Source organism: Paramicrobacterium humi, from assembly GCF_900105715.1.
Taxonomy (GTDB): domain Bacteria; phylum Actinomycetota; class Actinomycetes; order Actinomycetales; family Microbacteriaceae; genus Paramicrobacterium; species Paramicrobacterium humi.
In genome coordinates this window covers 144,407-156,425 of sequence record NZ_FNRY01000001.1, presented here as the reverse complement: position 1 = coordinate 156,425, position 12,019 = coordinate 144,407, and the positions used below count along the sequence as shown (strand labels likewise).

Sequence of the window (12,019 nt, the reverse complement as noted above, 5' to 3'; positions counted from 1 at the left end):
GCAGTCAGGAGGGTGCGAGGGTGGGGATGCCGTACCCGTGCGCGGCCTGGCTCAGGCGCTCGTCGTACACGATCATGGCGTCAAGGTCGGATCCGATCTCGAGAGCGGATGCCAGGTGGAGAGCATCGAGCGTACGAAGAATTGGCGGGTCCAGACGCGCAGCGGAGTCGTACGTCTCGGTTGTGAGGGAAAGCACGTGCATGGCATCGATAACCTGACGCGCCCTGACGGCGAGGTCAGGCGCGATTCGGCGGACCGCCCGCATCAGCTCCGTGCGTGCGAGATCTGAGGTGACGGGTTCACGCTCGTCTTGGGTAAGCCAGGAGCGCAGGGCCGCGGATTCGCGTTCAGAAACGATGAGCTTCACCAGTGCCGAGGTGTCCAGGTAGTGGGCCATCTCAGAACCGCTCGTCGTCGCGAGCCGCCCGAAGGTCATCGCTCAGGTTGCCCTCCGCTGGGAGAGGCAGGTCGTCAATGCGTCGACGCGCTGGGCGGAGGCGCCCCGAGGACCGTAGTCTTTCGAAAGAGCTCGATGGTATGGGCGAGAGCTGGGCGACAGCGCGGCCGCGATCCGTGATCGTCACCGTCTGGCCGGAAGCCGCGGACGCGACGACCGCTGACGCGTTCTGCTTGAGAGCCCGGATTCCTACTTGGTTCATGTACTACATTGTAGAACAAAGGCGTTTCGTCGTCGATATCTCGGCTGTCCTAGCGACGTGTTGACGATTGTTTGGCGCGGGAGGTCTTCGGTGAGCTCTGGCAATGAACGGCACCGTACGAAACGGAACACGTCAAGGTAAGCATTCACTCGGTACAAGCTCGCCTCCGCTCTATCGTTACTGCGAGATTCGGATCCGCCCATTCTCTTGAGTGATCGGAGCAAGATGCGACGATGAAAAGGTGAGCGAGTTCGACTGGGACGGCTACTACGCCGCGATGCGCGGGCGTTCGCCGCGCCCGAACCTGCTGCTCGCCCTCAAAGCGTGGGGCGATCGGCCACCGGGCAACGCGATCGACCTTGGCGCCGGCGACGGTGTGGATTCACGCGCGCTCGCGGAGGCGGGCTGGCGAGTCACCGCGCTAGACGGCGAGCCGCGCATCGCGCAGGAGCTGCGCGACGTGTCGGGCGTCGAGATCGTCGTGCGTCGTTTCGAGCAGCTTGACGAGCTGGCGGCATCCGACCTGGTCTTCTCGGGTTTCGCCCTGCCGTTCTGCCCACCCGAGCACTTCGAGGCGCTGTGGCAGAAGATCCGCGCGAGCCTGCGGCCGGGTGGCCTGCTCGCCGTTGAGCTGTTCGGCGTGAACGACGAGTGGGCGGGCCGTGCGAGCATGACCTTCCACTCGCGCGCGCAAGTCGAGCGGATGCTGGACGGCCTCGAGATCGTGCACCTCGAGGAGGCCGAGCGCGACGGTCGTTCGTTCGACGGACCGAAGCACTGGCACGTCTTCCACGTAGTCGCGCGCCGGCCCGACGGGACGGATGCCGCTTAGCGCAGCCCCTTCTTGGCGCTGATGACGCCCGTGTCGAAGCCGAACAAGTTGAGCTTGCCGTGGAAGCGTGCGTGCTCGACCTTGATGCAGCGGTCCATGACGACGGTGAGGCCCTTCGCCTCGGCGTCGTACGCTGCCTCCTCGTTCCAGATCCCGAGCTGCACCCAGATCGTCTCGATTCCAGCGGCGACGACCTCGTCGACGACCTGCGGGATGTCGCTCGGCTTGCGGAACGCCACGGCGATGTCCGGCTTCTCGGGCAGCGAGGCGAGGTCGGGGTACGCCTTCTCGCCGAGGATCTCGTCGGCGCGCGGATTGACGAAGTACAGCCGGAAGTCGCTCGACTGCTGCAGGTAGGTGCCGACGAAGTAACTTGCGCGCGCGGGGTTCGCCGAGGCGCCGATGATCGCGACGGACTTCGCGGCGCGCAGGATCGCGAGACGCTGCTTCGCGTCGGGGCCGACCCACGTGCGCTGCGACTTCAGCAGCTTCGCGAGCGGCGAGTCGGCCGGCAGCTCGCAGCTGAGGCCGTTCTGAAGGGTGACGATGTCGGTTGCGGCATCCGTCGTCTGAGTCTCGGTCATGCTGCTGCCTCCTCCACGGCCGACTCGAGCGCCTGGTCGAGGTCGTAGATGATGTCGTCGACGTCTTCGATGCCGACGCTGAGCCGGATGAGGCCCGACTGCACACCCGCGTCCTCGAGCTGCTGCTCGCTCAGCTGCGCGTGCGTCGTGGAGCCGGGGTGGATGATGAGCGTCTTCGTGTCGCCGATGTTGGCGACGTGGCTCGCGAGGTTCACCGACTCGATGAGCTTCTGCCCGACCGCGCGGCCGCCCTTCACGACGAAGCTGAACACGGAGCTCGGGCCGAGCGGCAGGTACTTCTGCGCCCGCTCGTAGTGCGGGTGGCTCGGCAGACCGGCCCAGTGCACCGACTCGATGCGGTCGTCGGCCTCGAGCCACTCAGCGACGGCGCGAGCGTTCTCCACGTGCGCGGTCATGCGGAACGGAAGCGTCTCGATGCCTTGCGCGAGCTGCGCCGCGGACTGTGCCGACAGCGCCGGCCCGATGTCGCGCAGCTGCTCGGCGCGCAGCCGGGTGAGGAACGCGTACTCGCCGAAATTGCCTGCCCACTGCACGTCGCCGTAGGTGTGCACGGGCTCGTGGAAGAGCGGGAACTTCTCGCGGCCGAACTCGAAGCGGCCCGACTCGACGACGATGCCGCCCATCGTGGTGCCGTGCCCGCCGAGGAACTTCGTCGCCGAGTGCGTGACGATGTCGGCGCCCCACTCGATTGGCCGGTTGAGGAACGGCGTGGAGATCGTCGAGTCGATGATGAGCGGGATCTCGTGGGCGTGCGCGACGTCGGCGAGTCCCTCGATGTCGGCGATCTCACCCGACGGGTTCGCGATCGTCTCGGCGAAGATCGCCTTGGTCTTGTCGGTGATCGCGGCGGCGTAGTCGGCGGGATCGGTGGAGTGCACGAATGTCGTCTCCACGCCGAAGCGACGCAGCGTTACGTCGAGCTGGGTGATCGAGCCGCCGTACAGGCTGGACGAGGCGACGATGTGGTCGCCCGCCCCCACGAGGCTCGCGAACGTGATGTACTGCGCCGACAGGCCGGAGGCGGTCGCGACGGCGCCGAGACCGCCCTCGAGGCTCGCGACCCGCTCCTCGAGGCTTGCGACCGTCGGGTTCGCGAGGCGCGCGTAGATGTTGCCGTACTTCTGCAGCGCGAAGCGAGCGGCGGCGTCCGCGGCGTCATCGAAGACGAACGCCGTCGACTGGTAGATGGGCAGCGCTCGGGCGCCCGTCTCCGGGTCGGGGATGTTGCCGGCGTGGATTGCCCGCGTGCGGAAGCCGTACTCGCGATCTGCCATACGGCAACGCTAACCGAGCGGATGCCGCTGCCGCATTCGGCCGCGTAACACTCCGTCGCACGCGGGCTGAGCCTCCGGGCGCCGCCACGTTCCGCGTCTGCGCTACGCGACGTCCGTCGGGGCCGCACGATGATCGACCGCGGTCGTGACGGAGTCGATGCGGTCGATCGCGTCGTTCAGGCGCGTGATCGTGTCCCACAGCTGCGGATGCTGCTCCCGAACCTCCTCGAAGGAGACGCCCGAGGAAGTGACGGAGGCCAGGTCGAAGCTGACGTTCGTGCGGGCACCGGTGATCGCCGCGCGGAGGGCGCCGAACGCGACGACGACGTCGGCGATCAGTGCCGGATTGCCGTGCTCCGCGAGCCAGACCAGGTCGTCGACGGCATCGATCGCGTACTCGCCGAGCGCTGCGGATGCCTGCGCCGCCTCGACAGACGCTTCGGCGATGGCCTTGTCGCGCTCCGCTCCCTTATCGAGTCGGAACGCAGCGCCGAACGCGGCGGACGCCGACGCGTCGTCGTCGGCGAGCTGGAGCGCGACGGATCTCCGCTCGCGCGCTCGAGAGAGAACCCCCTTGAGCTGTGGATCGTCGCTCGCGTCCGTGTAGCCGGCGACCATCGAGGTCAACGAGGCCCCGATCGCGAGCATGACCCCCGCTCCCGCGCCGCCGCCGGGCGACCCGATGGATTCCGCGAGCGCGCGCGTCCACTCGTCGACGGTGGAGACATGGGTAGTGATCACGGTGCGGTCGGCCATGTGTCAAGTCTGGCGCGTGACGCGACCCCGTCGCGAGGCGGCAGACGGGAGTCTCCTAGACTTGACGGGATGCCGCAAGACGACCGTGAACCCCAGAGCGTGTCGGTTTCGCGACCCCGGAGCGCGGCGAACCGGCTTCGTCCGGGCTTCATCGTCATCGGCATCCTGCTCGTCGCCGCCAACCTGCGCGCCTCGATCACGGCGGTAGGCCCCGTCCTGGACCAAGCCAGCGCCGACGCCGGGCTTTCCGTGTTCGAAGCGTCGATGCTCATCAGCGTGCCGCTGTTCGCGTTCGCGGCCTTCTCTCCCATCGCACCGTTTGCAGCGCGACGGTTCGGGCTCGAACGCACCATCGGCGGCTCACTCGTGCTGCTGGCCGCGGGCATCGTGCTGCGGTCCGTTCCCGGCGATGTTCCGCTGTGGATCGGCACGGTCGGTCTCGGGGCCGCGATCGCCGCGATAAACGTGCTGCTGCCTTCGCTGCTCAAGCGGGACTTCCCGCGCGAGATCGGGCGGCTGACGGGCGTGTACTCGGCCGTGCAGACGGCTTTCGCGGCAGCATCCGCCGGTCTCGCCGTGCCGATCGCGGGTCTCGCGAACGAAGGCTGGCGCCTCGCGTACGGCATCTGGGCCGGACTCGCGATCATCGCGCTCGCGGTGTTCGCACCGCAAATGCGTCGGCACAGCCCGCCGACGGACGAGCTGCCGGTCATCACCGGTCGCACGAGCGTCCCGCACGTATCGCCGTGGCGCCGGGCTCTCGCCTGGCAGGTGACCGTATTCATGGGGCTGCAGTCCACGATCTTCTACGTCGTCATCACCTGGGTGCCCGCCATCGAGCACTCCGTCGGCATCGACGCGTTCACGGCGGGCTGGCACCAGAGCGTGTTCCAGGTGTGCGGAATCGCCGGCACCCTCACGTGCGCGGCCCTGCTGCAGAAGTGGAACCGCGACCAGCGCATCATCGTGAGCGTGTACTCGCTGTGCTCGGCCGCCGGTTTGGCCGGCATCCTGCTCGCCCCCTCGGGGATGCTGCTGTGGCTCGGTCTCATCGGCATCGCACAAGGCGGGCTCATCGTGCTCGCTCTCGCCCTGTTCGGGCTGCGCACCTCGAACCACCTGGTCGCGGCGTCGCTGTCGGGGATGGCGCAGTCCGTGGGCTACCTGCTCGCGGCGATCGGACCGATCCTCATCGGCACGCTCCACGACGCGACCGGAGCATGGGAGCTGCCGCTTGTCGTGCTGCTCGGGGTCGTGGTCGCTCAGTGCATCATGGGCTACCTCGCGTGCCGGGATCGCGTCATCCGCTGAGTTCGAGGCACGCCCGGACGAGCGCGCGCATGGGCCGCTCGAGAGCGGCATCCGGATCCACGGTGATGCGGTGCAGCAGCAAGCCGTCGAGACCGGCCATGAGCAGCCTCGTTGCCTCGTCGGCGTTGACGGCGCCCGCTTGTCTGAGCACTCGCGTCGTCCACGCTTCGAAGTCTCGGCGGGCCGACAGAAGAGGCGCGAGCGCTCCGGCGTCGTTGGCCGCGTCGATGAACAAGGCGTAGCGGGCCCGCGTGCGAACGCGATGCCTCGTTGACTGTGCCTCCAGCATCCCGATCAAGGCGACGATGAGCGACTCACCATCAACGGGAGCCTGTGCGGCGGCGAAGTCAGCTTGCTCCTCAGCGGCGAGGCGCTCGACAAGGCCCGTAAGCAGTGCCTGACGGGTGCGGAAGTAATTGGACGTCGAGCCGGCGGGAAGATCCGCGGCCGTGTCGACACGGGCATGCGTCACCGCGCGAAGACCGTCTGTTCCCAGCAGCTCGAGCGCGGCAGCGAGAGCGCGGTCGCGAAGGGGAGAGGCTGCTCTTGACGACATACTATAAACGTAGTACAACGGACCCAAGTGGTCGACGCTGGGGTCGGCCTGTCGCAGGAGATCGCTGTGGACGCGAATGATGGCGTGGCGGCGCCGGCGCTCGCCGGAACGGCTGCGCGCACTGTCGAGGTCGAGGGCGGCCGAGTGCGGCTCAACGTGCTCGAAGCCGGCTCGGGAACGCCGCTTCTGCTCCTGCACGGTGCGCCCCAGAACCATCTCGAGTGGCGAGAGCTGCTGCCGCGATTCGCAGCTACGCACCACGTGATCTGCCCCGACCTGCGCGGCGCCGGCTGGTCCGACGCGCCTCGGCGCGGTTACGACCGGGGCCGCCTCGCCGCCGACGTCCTCGACCTGCTCGATGCCCTCGGCATTCGCCGCACCGCGATCATCGCCCACGACTGGAGCGCCCTCGTCTCCTTCGACATCGCAATCAGACATCCCGACCGGGTGTCGGCGCTCGTGGCGCTGAGCGCGCCCGATCCGTTCGTGCGCGTCGACGCACGCGCGATGGCGCTCATGCGCTCGGGATGGTTCATGCCCCTCGTGCCGCTTCCGGTTGTGGGGGAGCGGTTCGTGTCCCGCGGGCGCCAGCTCGTGCTGAGGCCGATGCTCGCGTCGGCGGGCGGCGAGGTGCCGAACTCGGAGATCTACCGGCGGCTGCTGCGGAATCCCGCGCGGGCGCACGCGCTCTCGCTGCTGTATCGGCACACGATCATGCCGTCCCTTGTCGGCCTCATGACGGGGCGGCGCCGCCCGACGAGGCTTGAGGTTCCGACGCTGGTTCTCATGGGCGGGCGCGACCCGGCAGCGGCGTTGCTTCGCATGCGTCGCACTTCAGCAGAAGTCCGCGAACTCCGTCACGAGATCGTGCCGCGAGCCGGACACTTTCTCGTCGATGAGGTTCCCGACGAGGTGTTCGACCGGGCTGCCGCGTTTCTCGATGTGCGATCGACAGACCGACGCGGCTAATTTCTGCAAAACCGGAACGCGGGCGGCGTGTTGCGGCTGCGCAGCGGCGTGTCGGGACGTTGTGCAGAAATTGTTCGAGACGCGTGTGCGGAGGGCGAGGCTCAGCTGAGCTGAACGGCGCCGAGCGCGAGCGCGGCGATGAGCACCCACGACAGCAGCCCGACCACGAGCGCCCGCCAGCCCGCCGTGAGCAGCCGCTTGATGTCGACGGCGGAGCCGAGCCCGAACAGCGCCATCGCGAGCAGCGCCGTCTGCACGATGTCCGCGCCGTTCAGCACGGCCTCGGGAAGCGGAACGAACGAACGCACGAGGATCGCGACGATGAAGCCGGCGACGAACAGGGGGACGATCGGCGGGCGCTTCGCGTCAGTGACGGCGACGTTGCGGCGCCGCTCGACCACGCCGGCGACCGCGACGATCGGCGCGAGCATCAGAACACGCGTGAGCTTCACGACGAGGGCGACGGCGAGGGCAGAGCCGCCGGCGATCTGAGCCGTCGCGACGACCTGGCCCACATCGTGCACGCCGGCGCCGACCCAGTGCCCGAACTGCAGATCCGTCAGACCGAGCGGCTCCCACAGGGCGGGAAGCACGAAGATCGCGAGCGTGCCGCACAGCGTGACGAGAGCGACGGGGTGCGCCTGGTCCTTGCGCTTGGCGTTCACCACTCCGGACATCGCGCCGATCGCGCTCGCGCCGCAGATCGAGAAACCCGTTGCCATGAGCAGCGGCTCATGCCCGGGCAGCTTCAAGAGCCGGCCGAGCCCGTAGGTCCCGGCGAAGGTGATGAGCACGATCGCGATGGTCGTGAGCAGGGTCGCCCAGCCCAGCCCCGCGATGTCGACGAGGCTCAGCTTCAGCCCGAGAAGAACGACGCCCGCGCGCATGAGCTTCTTCGACGAGAACGCGAGACCGGGAGCGAGGATGCCGCGCAGCAGCGTTCCCATGCCGGGAAGCTGCGCGAAGACGATGCCGAGCACGACGCACACGGTGAGCAGGGGAAGCGTCGGGAGTCCGGTCGAGACGCCCCACGCGACGAGGGCGGCCGCACCCGCGGCGGCGACGCCGGGAAGGACCGAGATTGTGGTCTTCACCGACAGTGCGCTCACGTGTTCTCCTCACTCTCGGGCCGATTCGGGCCCTGTGAAAGGCTAGCCCCGCTTCGCGCGCGGTGCCGAATCAGATCCAGCTCGGCAGCCAGTAGTGCAGCATGACGAACCACGTGGGCACCGGCGTCGCCGTCCACAGCGGGTACCAGAAGGCGGAGAGCAGCACGCACGCGATCCCGAAGACGGCGACCGCCCGGATGCCGCCAACCCGCCGGTACCTCTCGTCGGTGCGGCGGCCGAGCACGAGGCCGATGACGAGAGTGAGCGCGAGCAGCAGGTAGGGCTCGAACGCGATCGTGTAGAACTGGAACACCGTGCGGTGCAGGTACAACAGCCACGGCAGATACCCGGCTGCGATTCCTGCGAGGATCAGGCCGGCCTGCCACTCGCGCTTCAGCACCAGCCGCACAACGAGGAAGAGCGCCGCGAGTCCCGCCGCCCACCAGATGAGCGGGTTCGCAATCGAGGTGATGTCGGTGACGCAACCGCCGTGGCAGCCGCCCGTGCCGTCGGGAACACCCTCGTACCACATCGCCACGGGCCGGATCATGAGCAGCCAGGTGAGCGGATTCGACTGGTACGGGTGCGGCGTCGACAGGCCGACGTGGAATGCGTACATCGACTCGTGGTAGTGGACGAGGCTCTGCAGCGGCAGCGGCACCCACGAGAACGGCCCCGTCCACGCGTTGCCGTCGACCGCGGCCCACTGCCGGTCGTAGCCGCCCGAGGTGCTGAGCCAGCCGGTCCAGCTCGCGAGATACACGGCGAAGGCGACGGGCACGAGAAGCAGGAACGTCGCGGGGCCCTGCTTGAGGATCGACGCCGAGGCCCAGAACGGGATGCCCGCCCGACGCCGGGCGAGCATGTCGACGACGACGAGGTACAGCCCGAACGCCGCGAGGAAGTACAGCCCCGACCACTTCGTCGCCGTGCACAGCCCGAAGCACACGCCCGCGGCGACCACCCAAGGACGCGCCCAGATCGCGGGACCCCACGTGATCGGACGATCGGATGCCGCCCGGCGGGCGATCGCGGCGGCGAGCCGCTCCTCGTGCCAGCGCCGGTCGAGCAGCACGCAGCCGAAGCCGCACAGCGCGAAGAACATGACCGTCGTGTCGAGGAGGGCGACGCGCGACATCACGATCGCGTGCCCGTCGATGGCCATGAGACCGCCCGCGATGACGCCGAGCAGCGGAGAGTCGAACAGGCGCCGCGCGATGAGGGTGACGAGCAGCACGGCGAGGATGCCGACCACGGCCGTGGAGATGCGCCAGCCGACGCTCGAGTCGGGGCCGAACAGCTCCATTCCGGCGCCGATGAGCCACTTGCCGATCGGCGGGTGCACGACGTACGAGCCCGTCGTCGTGAAGATGTCGGTCTGCCCCGCGTTGAAGAGCGGGTCGGCCTTGTCAGGCCACGTGGACTCGTAGCCGTTGTTCCAGAGCGTCCACGCGTCCTTGACGTAGAAGGTCTCGTCGAACACGAGCGCGTGCGGCTGGCCGATGTTCCACAGCCGCAGCACGGCGGCGAGCAGCGTCACGGCGGCGGGGCCGCCCCAGCTCCAGGCCCTCCGCCGCGCGGGGGTGCGCAGCATCCGCCCCCACCAGTCGTCGAGTCGCGAACCGCGCTCCACATCGTCGCCCGCGTCGTCGGCGCGGACATCGTCTGAGGCGCGCGCGGGGGCGCCGACGAGGTCGTCGAACGGCTCGTCGAGGGAGGAACCGCCGGTCGCGGGAGGCTGGGACGCGCGCACCCTGCCATGCTAGCCATCGCCGGCTATCCGCCCACTGAGCCGGTGGCAGACTGGCAGCATGATCATTCTCGCGGCAACGCCGATCGGCAACCTCGGCGACGCCTCCGCGCGCCTCGTCGAGACGCTCGAGTCGGCGAGCCTCGTCGCCGCCGAAGACACCCGTTCGACGGTGCGGCTGCTCAAAGGGCTCGGCATCGCGAACAAGCCGAAGCTCGTTCCGCTGCACGACCACAACGAGCGCGAGAAGAGCGCCGAGCTCGTCGAACTCGCGCGCGACGCCGACCTCGTCGTCATGAGCGACGCGGGAATGCCGACCGTCTCCGACCCCGGCTACCACCTCGTGCAGGCCGCCATCGCCGCGGGCGTCGACGTCACCGTCATCCCCGGTCCGAGCGCCGTTGTCACCGCGCTCGCCGTCTCGGGGCTGCCCACCGACAGGTTCACGTTCGAGGGCTTCCTGCCGCGGAAGCCCGGCGAGCGCCGCCAGGCTCTGCGTCAGCTCGCGGGCGAGCGCCGCACGATGGTCTTCTTCGAGTCCCCGCAGCGCATCGCCTCCGCGCTCGCCGACGTCGCGAGCGAGCTCGGCGACGAACGCCGCGTGGCGGTGTGCCGCGAGCTGACCAAACTGTACGAGCAGGTCAAGCGCGGCGCCGCCGCAGAGCTCGCCGCGTGGGCCGCTGACGGCGTCAAGGGGGAGATCGTTCTCGTCGTCGCGGGTGCGCCCGCGGCATCCGCCGACCCGGCCGACGCGCTCGCGCAGGTGCAGGCGCGCGTCACGGCGGGGGAGAGGCTCAAGGATGCCGCCTCCGCCGTCGCCGCCGAGACGGGGCTCTCGAAGCGCGAGCTGTATCAGGCGGCTCTCGACGCGCGGTGACGCCGTCGTCTATCGTGGCCGGATGGCACATCCCGCACGCTCCTTCGTCGCCGGTGTCCTCGTCGCAAACAGCGCTCCGCACTTGGCCACCGCCGCCAGCGGGCGCCGGCACCTGACGCCGCTCGGCGGTCGCGACTCGGGACCGCGCGTCAATGCCGTGTGGGGGCTGCTCAACCTCGGCGTGGGGCTCGCCCTCCTGCTCCGGCGGCGAGGCGCGCCCGCGCGCTGGAACGCTGACCTGCCGCGCTTCGAGGCCGGATTCCTCGTCTTCGCCGTGTGGATGGCGCTCGCGGAGCGCATCAAACCCGTCAACTGGATGCCGGACGAGAAGCGCTGACGCCGTCACGCCGTCGAGACGCCACGCCGAAACGGCGCCGCGGCCGCGAGCACGACAGCGAGGCCGCCGCACCCGGCGAGAGCGAGTCCGGCGCCGACTTCGTCGATGACCACGCCCGCGCCGGCGGAGGCGAGCGCCGCCCCGAGGTTCACCGCCGTGTTGATCCACGTCGACGCCTCGGTGCGGCTGCCCTCGGGAACGAGCGCGTCCGCCATGAGATAGCCCGTGATGAGGGAGGGCGCGAGAAACGCTCCGATCGCGACGAGGAGCACCGCGAACACGGGAATCGCCGTGACCTGCGAGGCGATGAGAGCGGCGAGTCCCATGCCGACGCTCAGCACGACGAGCCGCACTCCGAGCGACGACGAGTGCTCGCGCTGCCCATAGACGAGGCCGCCGATCGCGCTTCCTCCCGCGAACGCCGCGAGCAGCCATCCCGAGAGCTCGAGAGCGCCCTGATTCGTCGCGAGAGCGGGCGCGGCGATCTCGACGGTTCCGAGAACCGCTCCGACGCCGAGCAGCGCGACGAGCGTGCGCGCGAACCCGGGCTGAGCGAGCGGCCGGTGCTCCCGCAGGGTCTGCGCGCGGCTGCCGCGCTGCGACGCAGAGACCGCGCTCGTCGTCATGCCGAGGGTCCCGAGGAACACCGCAGCGGCCGTGACGACGAGGCCGACCGCCGGCGAGGACGCGACGATGACGGCGGTGATCACGACGGGGCCCGCGACGAAGAGCAGCTCTTCCGCGACGGCGTCGAGGCTGAACGCGCGAGAGCGCTGCGTGCCCGGCGTGGTGAGCGAGGCCCACAGCACGCGCATCGCGGCGCCGAGCGGGGGTGCGCTGAGCCCGAGCGCGGCGCTGAGCGCGAGCACGAGCGCGCTCGTCGCGGCATCCGCATGCCGAGTGGCGAACGCGAGCCCCACGCACGCCGCCGCGTTGACGCTCGCGAGACGCGGGCCGTCAGAGGAACATCACGATGTGCACCGT

At 69.4% G+C, this 12,019-nt stretch carries 14 protein-coding genes; 5 read left to right on the top strand and 9 right to left on the bottom strand.

What is annotated here, in order from left to right; translation table 11 throughout:
* Positions 1-4: 4 nt before the first annotated feature.
* Positions 5-436, bottom strand: coding sequence for a type II toxin-antitoxin system VapC family toxin (locus tag BLV49_RS00810; RefSeq protein WP_245723483.1), 432 nt, complete (start codon positions 434-436; stop codon positions 5-7).
* On the bottom strand, positions 399-659 hold the full coding sequence (locus tag BLV49_RS00805) for a type II toxin-antitoxin system Phd/YefM family antitoxin (RefSeq protein WP_091178887.1): 261 nt from the start codon (positions 657-659) through the stop codon (positions 399-401). The genes BLV49_RS00810 and BLV49_RS00805 overlap by 38 nt, the downstream gene beginning before the upstream one ends.
* Positions 660-900: 241 nt before the next feature.
* On the opposite strand from BLV49_RS00805, the gene BLV49_RS00800 reads away from it, so the two are divergent.
* Complete coding sequence (locus BLV49_RS00800) at positions 901-1,491, top strand: class I SAM-dependent methyltransferase (RefSeq protein WP_218132576.1); 591 nt, start codon at positions 901-903, stop codon at positions 1,489-1,491.
* Here the strand turns inward: BLV49_RS00800 and BLV49_RS00795 are convergent.
* From BLV49_RS00795 to BLV49_RS00785, 3 genes are all read right to left on the bottom strand, one after another.
* The gene (locus BLV49_RS00795; protein WP_091178885.1) at positions 1,488-2,075 is read right to left on the bottom strand and encodes a CoA-binding protein; all 588 of its coding nucleotides are present in this window, start codon (positions 2,073-2,075) and stop codon (positions 1,488-1,490) included. The genes BLV49_RS00800 and BLV49_RS00795 overlap by 4 nt on opposite strands.
* Positions 2,072-3,370 carry an O-acetylhomoserine aminocarboxypropyltransferase/cysteine synthase family protein gene (locus BLV49_RS00790; RefSeq protein WP_091178883.1) on the bottom strand — a complete coding sequence of 433 codons (1,299 nt, stop codon included), beginning with the start codon at positions 3,368-3,370 and terminating at the stop codon, positions 2,072-2,074. Before BLV49_RS00790 ends, BLV49_RS00795 begins: the two co-directional genes overlap by 4 nt.
* 102 nt (positions 3,371-3,472) lie before the next feature.
* On the bottom strand, positions 3,473-4,126 hold the full coding sequence (locus tag BLV49_RS00785) for a cyclodeaminase/cyclohydrolase family protein (RefSeq protein ID WP_091178882.1): 654 nt from the start codon (positions 4,124-4,126) through the stop codon (positions 3,473-3,475).
* Positions 4,127-4,195: 69 nt separating this feature from the next.
* Between BLV49_RS00785 and BLV49_RS00780 the strand changes: the two genes are divergently transcribed.
* Positions 4,196-5,437: a CynX/NimT family MFS transporter gene (locus tag BLV49_RS00780; RefSeq protein ID WP_091178879.1), complete on the top strand. Its 1,242-nt coding sequence runs from the start codon at positions 4,196-4,198 to the stop codon at positions 5,435-5,437.
* Here the strand turns inward: BLV49_RS00780 and BLV49_RS00775 are convergent.
* Positions 5,427-5,993 carry a TetR/AcrR family transcriptional regulator gene (locus BLV49_RS00775; RefSeq protein WP_091178877.1) on the bottom strand — a complete coding sequence of 189 codons (567 nt, stop codon included), beginning with the start codon at positions 5,991-5,993 and terminating at the stop codon, positions 5,427-5,429. The genes BLV49_RS00780 and BLV49_RS00775 overlap by 11 nt on opposite strands.
* A 66-nt stretch (positions 5,994-6,059) precedes the next feature.
* Here BLV49_RS00775 and BLV49_RS00770 point away from each other — a divergent pair, with 66 nt between their 5' ends.
* A complete protein-coding gene (locus BLV49_RS00770) occupies positions 6,060-6,962 on the top strand; it encodes an alpha/beta fold hydrolase (RefSeq protein WP_176980678.1) in 903 nt (300 codons plus the stop codon).
* A gap of 101 nt (positions 6,963-7,063) precedes the next feature.
* Here BLV49_RS00770 and BLV49_RS00765 read toward each other — a convergent pair whose 3' ends face one another.
* Both BLV49_RS00765 and BLV49_RS00760 read right to left on the bottom strand, forming a co-directional pair.
* Positions 7,064-8,071 (bottom strand): YeiH family protein, encoded by a 1,008-nt coding sequence (locus BLV49_RS00765; RefSeq protein WP_434061445.1) that lies wholly within the window; start codon positions 8,069-8,071, stop codon positions 7,064-7,066.
* A gap of 70 nt (positions 8,072-8,141) precedes the next feature.
* Positions 8,142-9,824 (bottom strand): dolichyl-phosphate-mannose--protein mannosyltransferase, encoded by a 1,683-nt coding sequence (locus BLV49_RS00760; RefSeq protein ID WP_245723482.1) that lies wholly within the window; start codon positions 9,822-9,824, stop codon positions 8,142-8,144.
* Positions 9,825-9,882: 58 nt separating this feature from the next.
* Between BLV49_RS00760 and rsmI the strand changes: the two genes are divergently transcribed.
* Positions 9,883-10,698 (top strand): 16S rRNA (cytidine(1402)-2'-O)-methyltransferase, encoded by an 816-nt coding sequence (gene rsmI, locus BLV49_RS00755; protein ID WP_091178873.1) that lies wholly within the window; start codon positions 9,883-9,885, stop codon positions 10,696-10,698.
* A gap of 22 nt (positions 10,699-10,720) precedes the next feature.
* A complete protein-coding gene (locus tag BLV49_RS00750) occupies positions 10,721-11,035 on the top strand; it encodes a hypothetical protein (protein ID WP_091178872.1) in 315 nt (104 codons plus the stop codon).
* 5 nt (positions 11,036-11,040) lie between these two features.
* Here the strand turns inward: BLV49_RS00750 and BLV49_RS00745 are convergent, their stop codons facing one another.
* The gene (locus BLV49_RS00745) at positions 11,041-11,955 is read right to left on the bottom strand and encodes an MFS transporter (protein WP_091178870.1); all 915 of its coding nucleotides are present in this window, start codon (positions 11,953-11,955) and stop codon (positions 11,041-11,043) included.
* Positions 11,956-12,019: the final 64 nt, after the last annotated feature.

Excerpts from the sequence above, each read along its gene's own strand:
- BLV49_RS00790 (WP_091178883.1), bottom strand. The coding sequence starts at position 3,370 with ATGGCAGATCGCGAGTACGGCTTCCGCACGCGGGCAATCCACGCCGGC.
- BLV49_RS00810 (WP_245723483.1), bottom strand. The coding sequence starts at position 436 with ATGACCTTCGGGCGGCTCGCGACGACGAGCGGTTCTGAGATGGCCCAC.
- BLV49_RS00775 (WP_091178877.1), bottom strand. The coding sequence starts at position 5,993 with ATGTCGTCAAGAGCAGCCTCTCCCCTTCGCGACCGCGCTCTCGCTGCC.
- BLV49_RS00750 (WP_091178872.1), top strand. The coding sequence starts at position 10,721 with ATGGCACATCCCGCACGCTCCTTCGTCGCCGGTGTCCTCGTCGCAAAC.
- BLV49_RS00780 (WP_091178879.1), top strand. The coding sequence starts at position 4,196 with ATGCCGCAAGACGACCGTGAACCCCAGAGCGTGTCGGTTTCGCGACCC.
- BLV49_RS00805 (WP_091178887.1), bottom strand. The coding sequence starts at position 659 with ATGAACCAAGTAGGAATCCGGGCTCTCAAGCAGAACGCGTCAGCGGTC.
- BLV49_RS00795 (WP_091178885.1), bottom strand. The coding sequence starts at position 2,075 with ATGACCGAGACTCAGACGACGGATGCCGCAACCGACATCGTCACCCTT.
- BLV49_RS00785 (WP_091178882.1), bottom strand. The coding sequence starts at position 4,126 with ATGGCCGACCGCACCGTGATCACTACCCATGTCTCCACCGTCGACGAG.
- rsmI (WP_091178873.1), top strand. The coding sequence starts at position 9,883 with ATGATCATTCTCGCGGCAACGCCGATCGGCAACCTCGGCGACGCCTCC.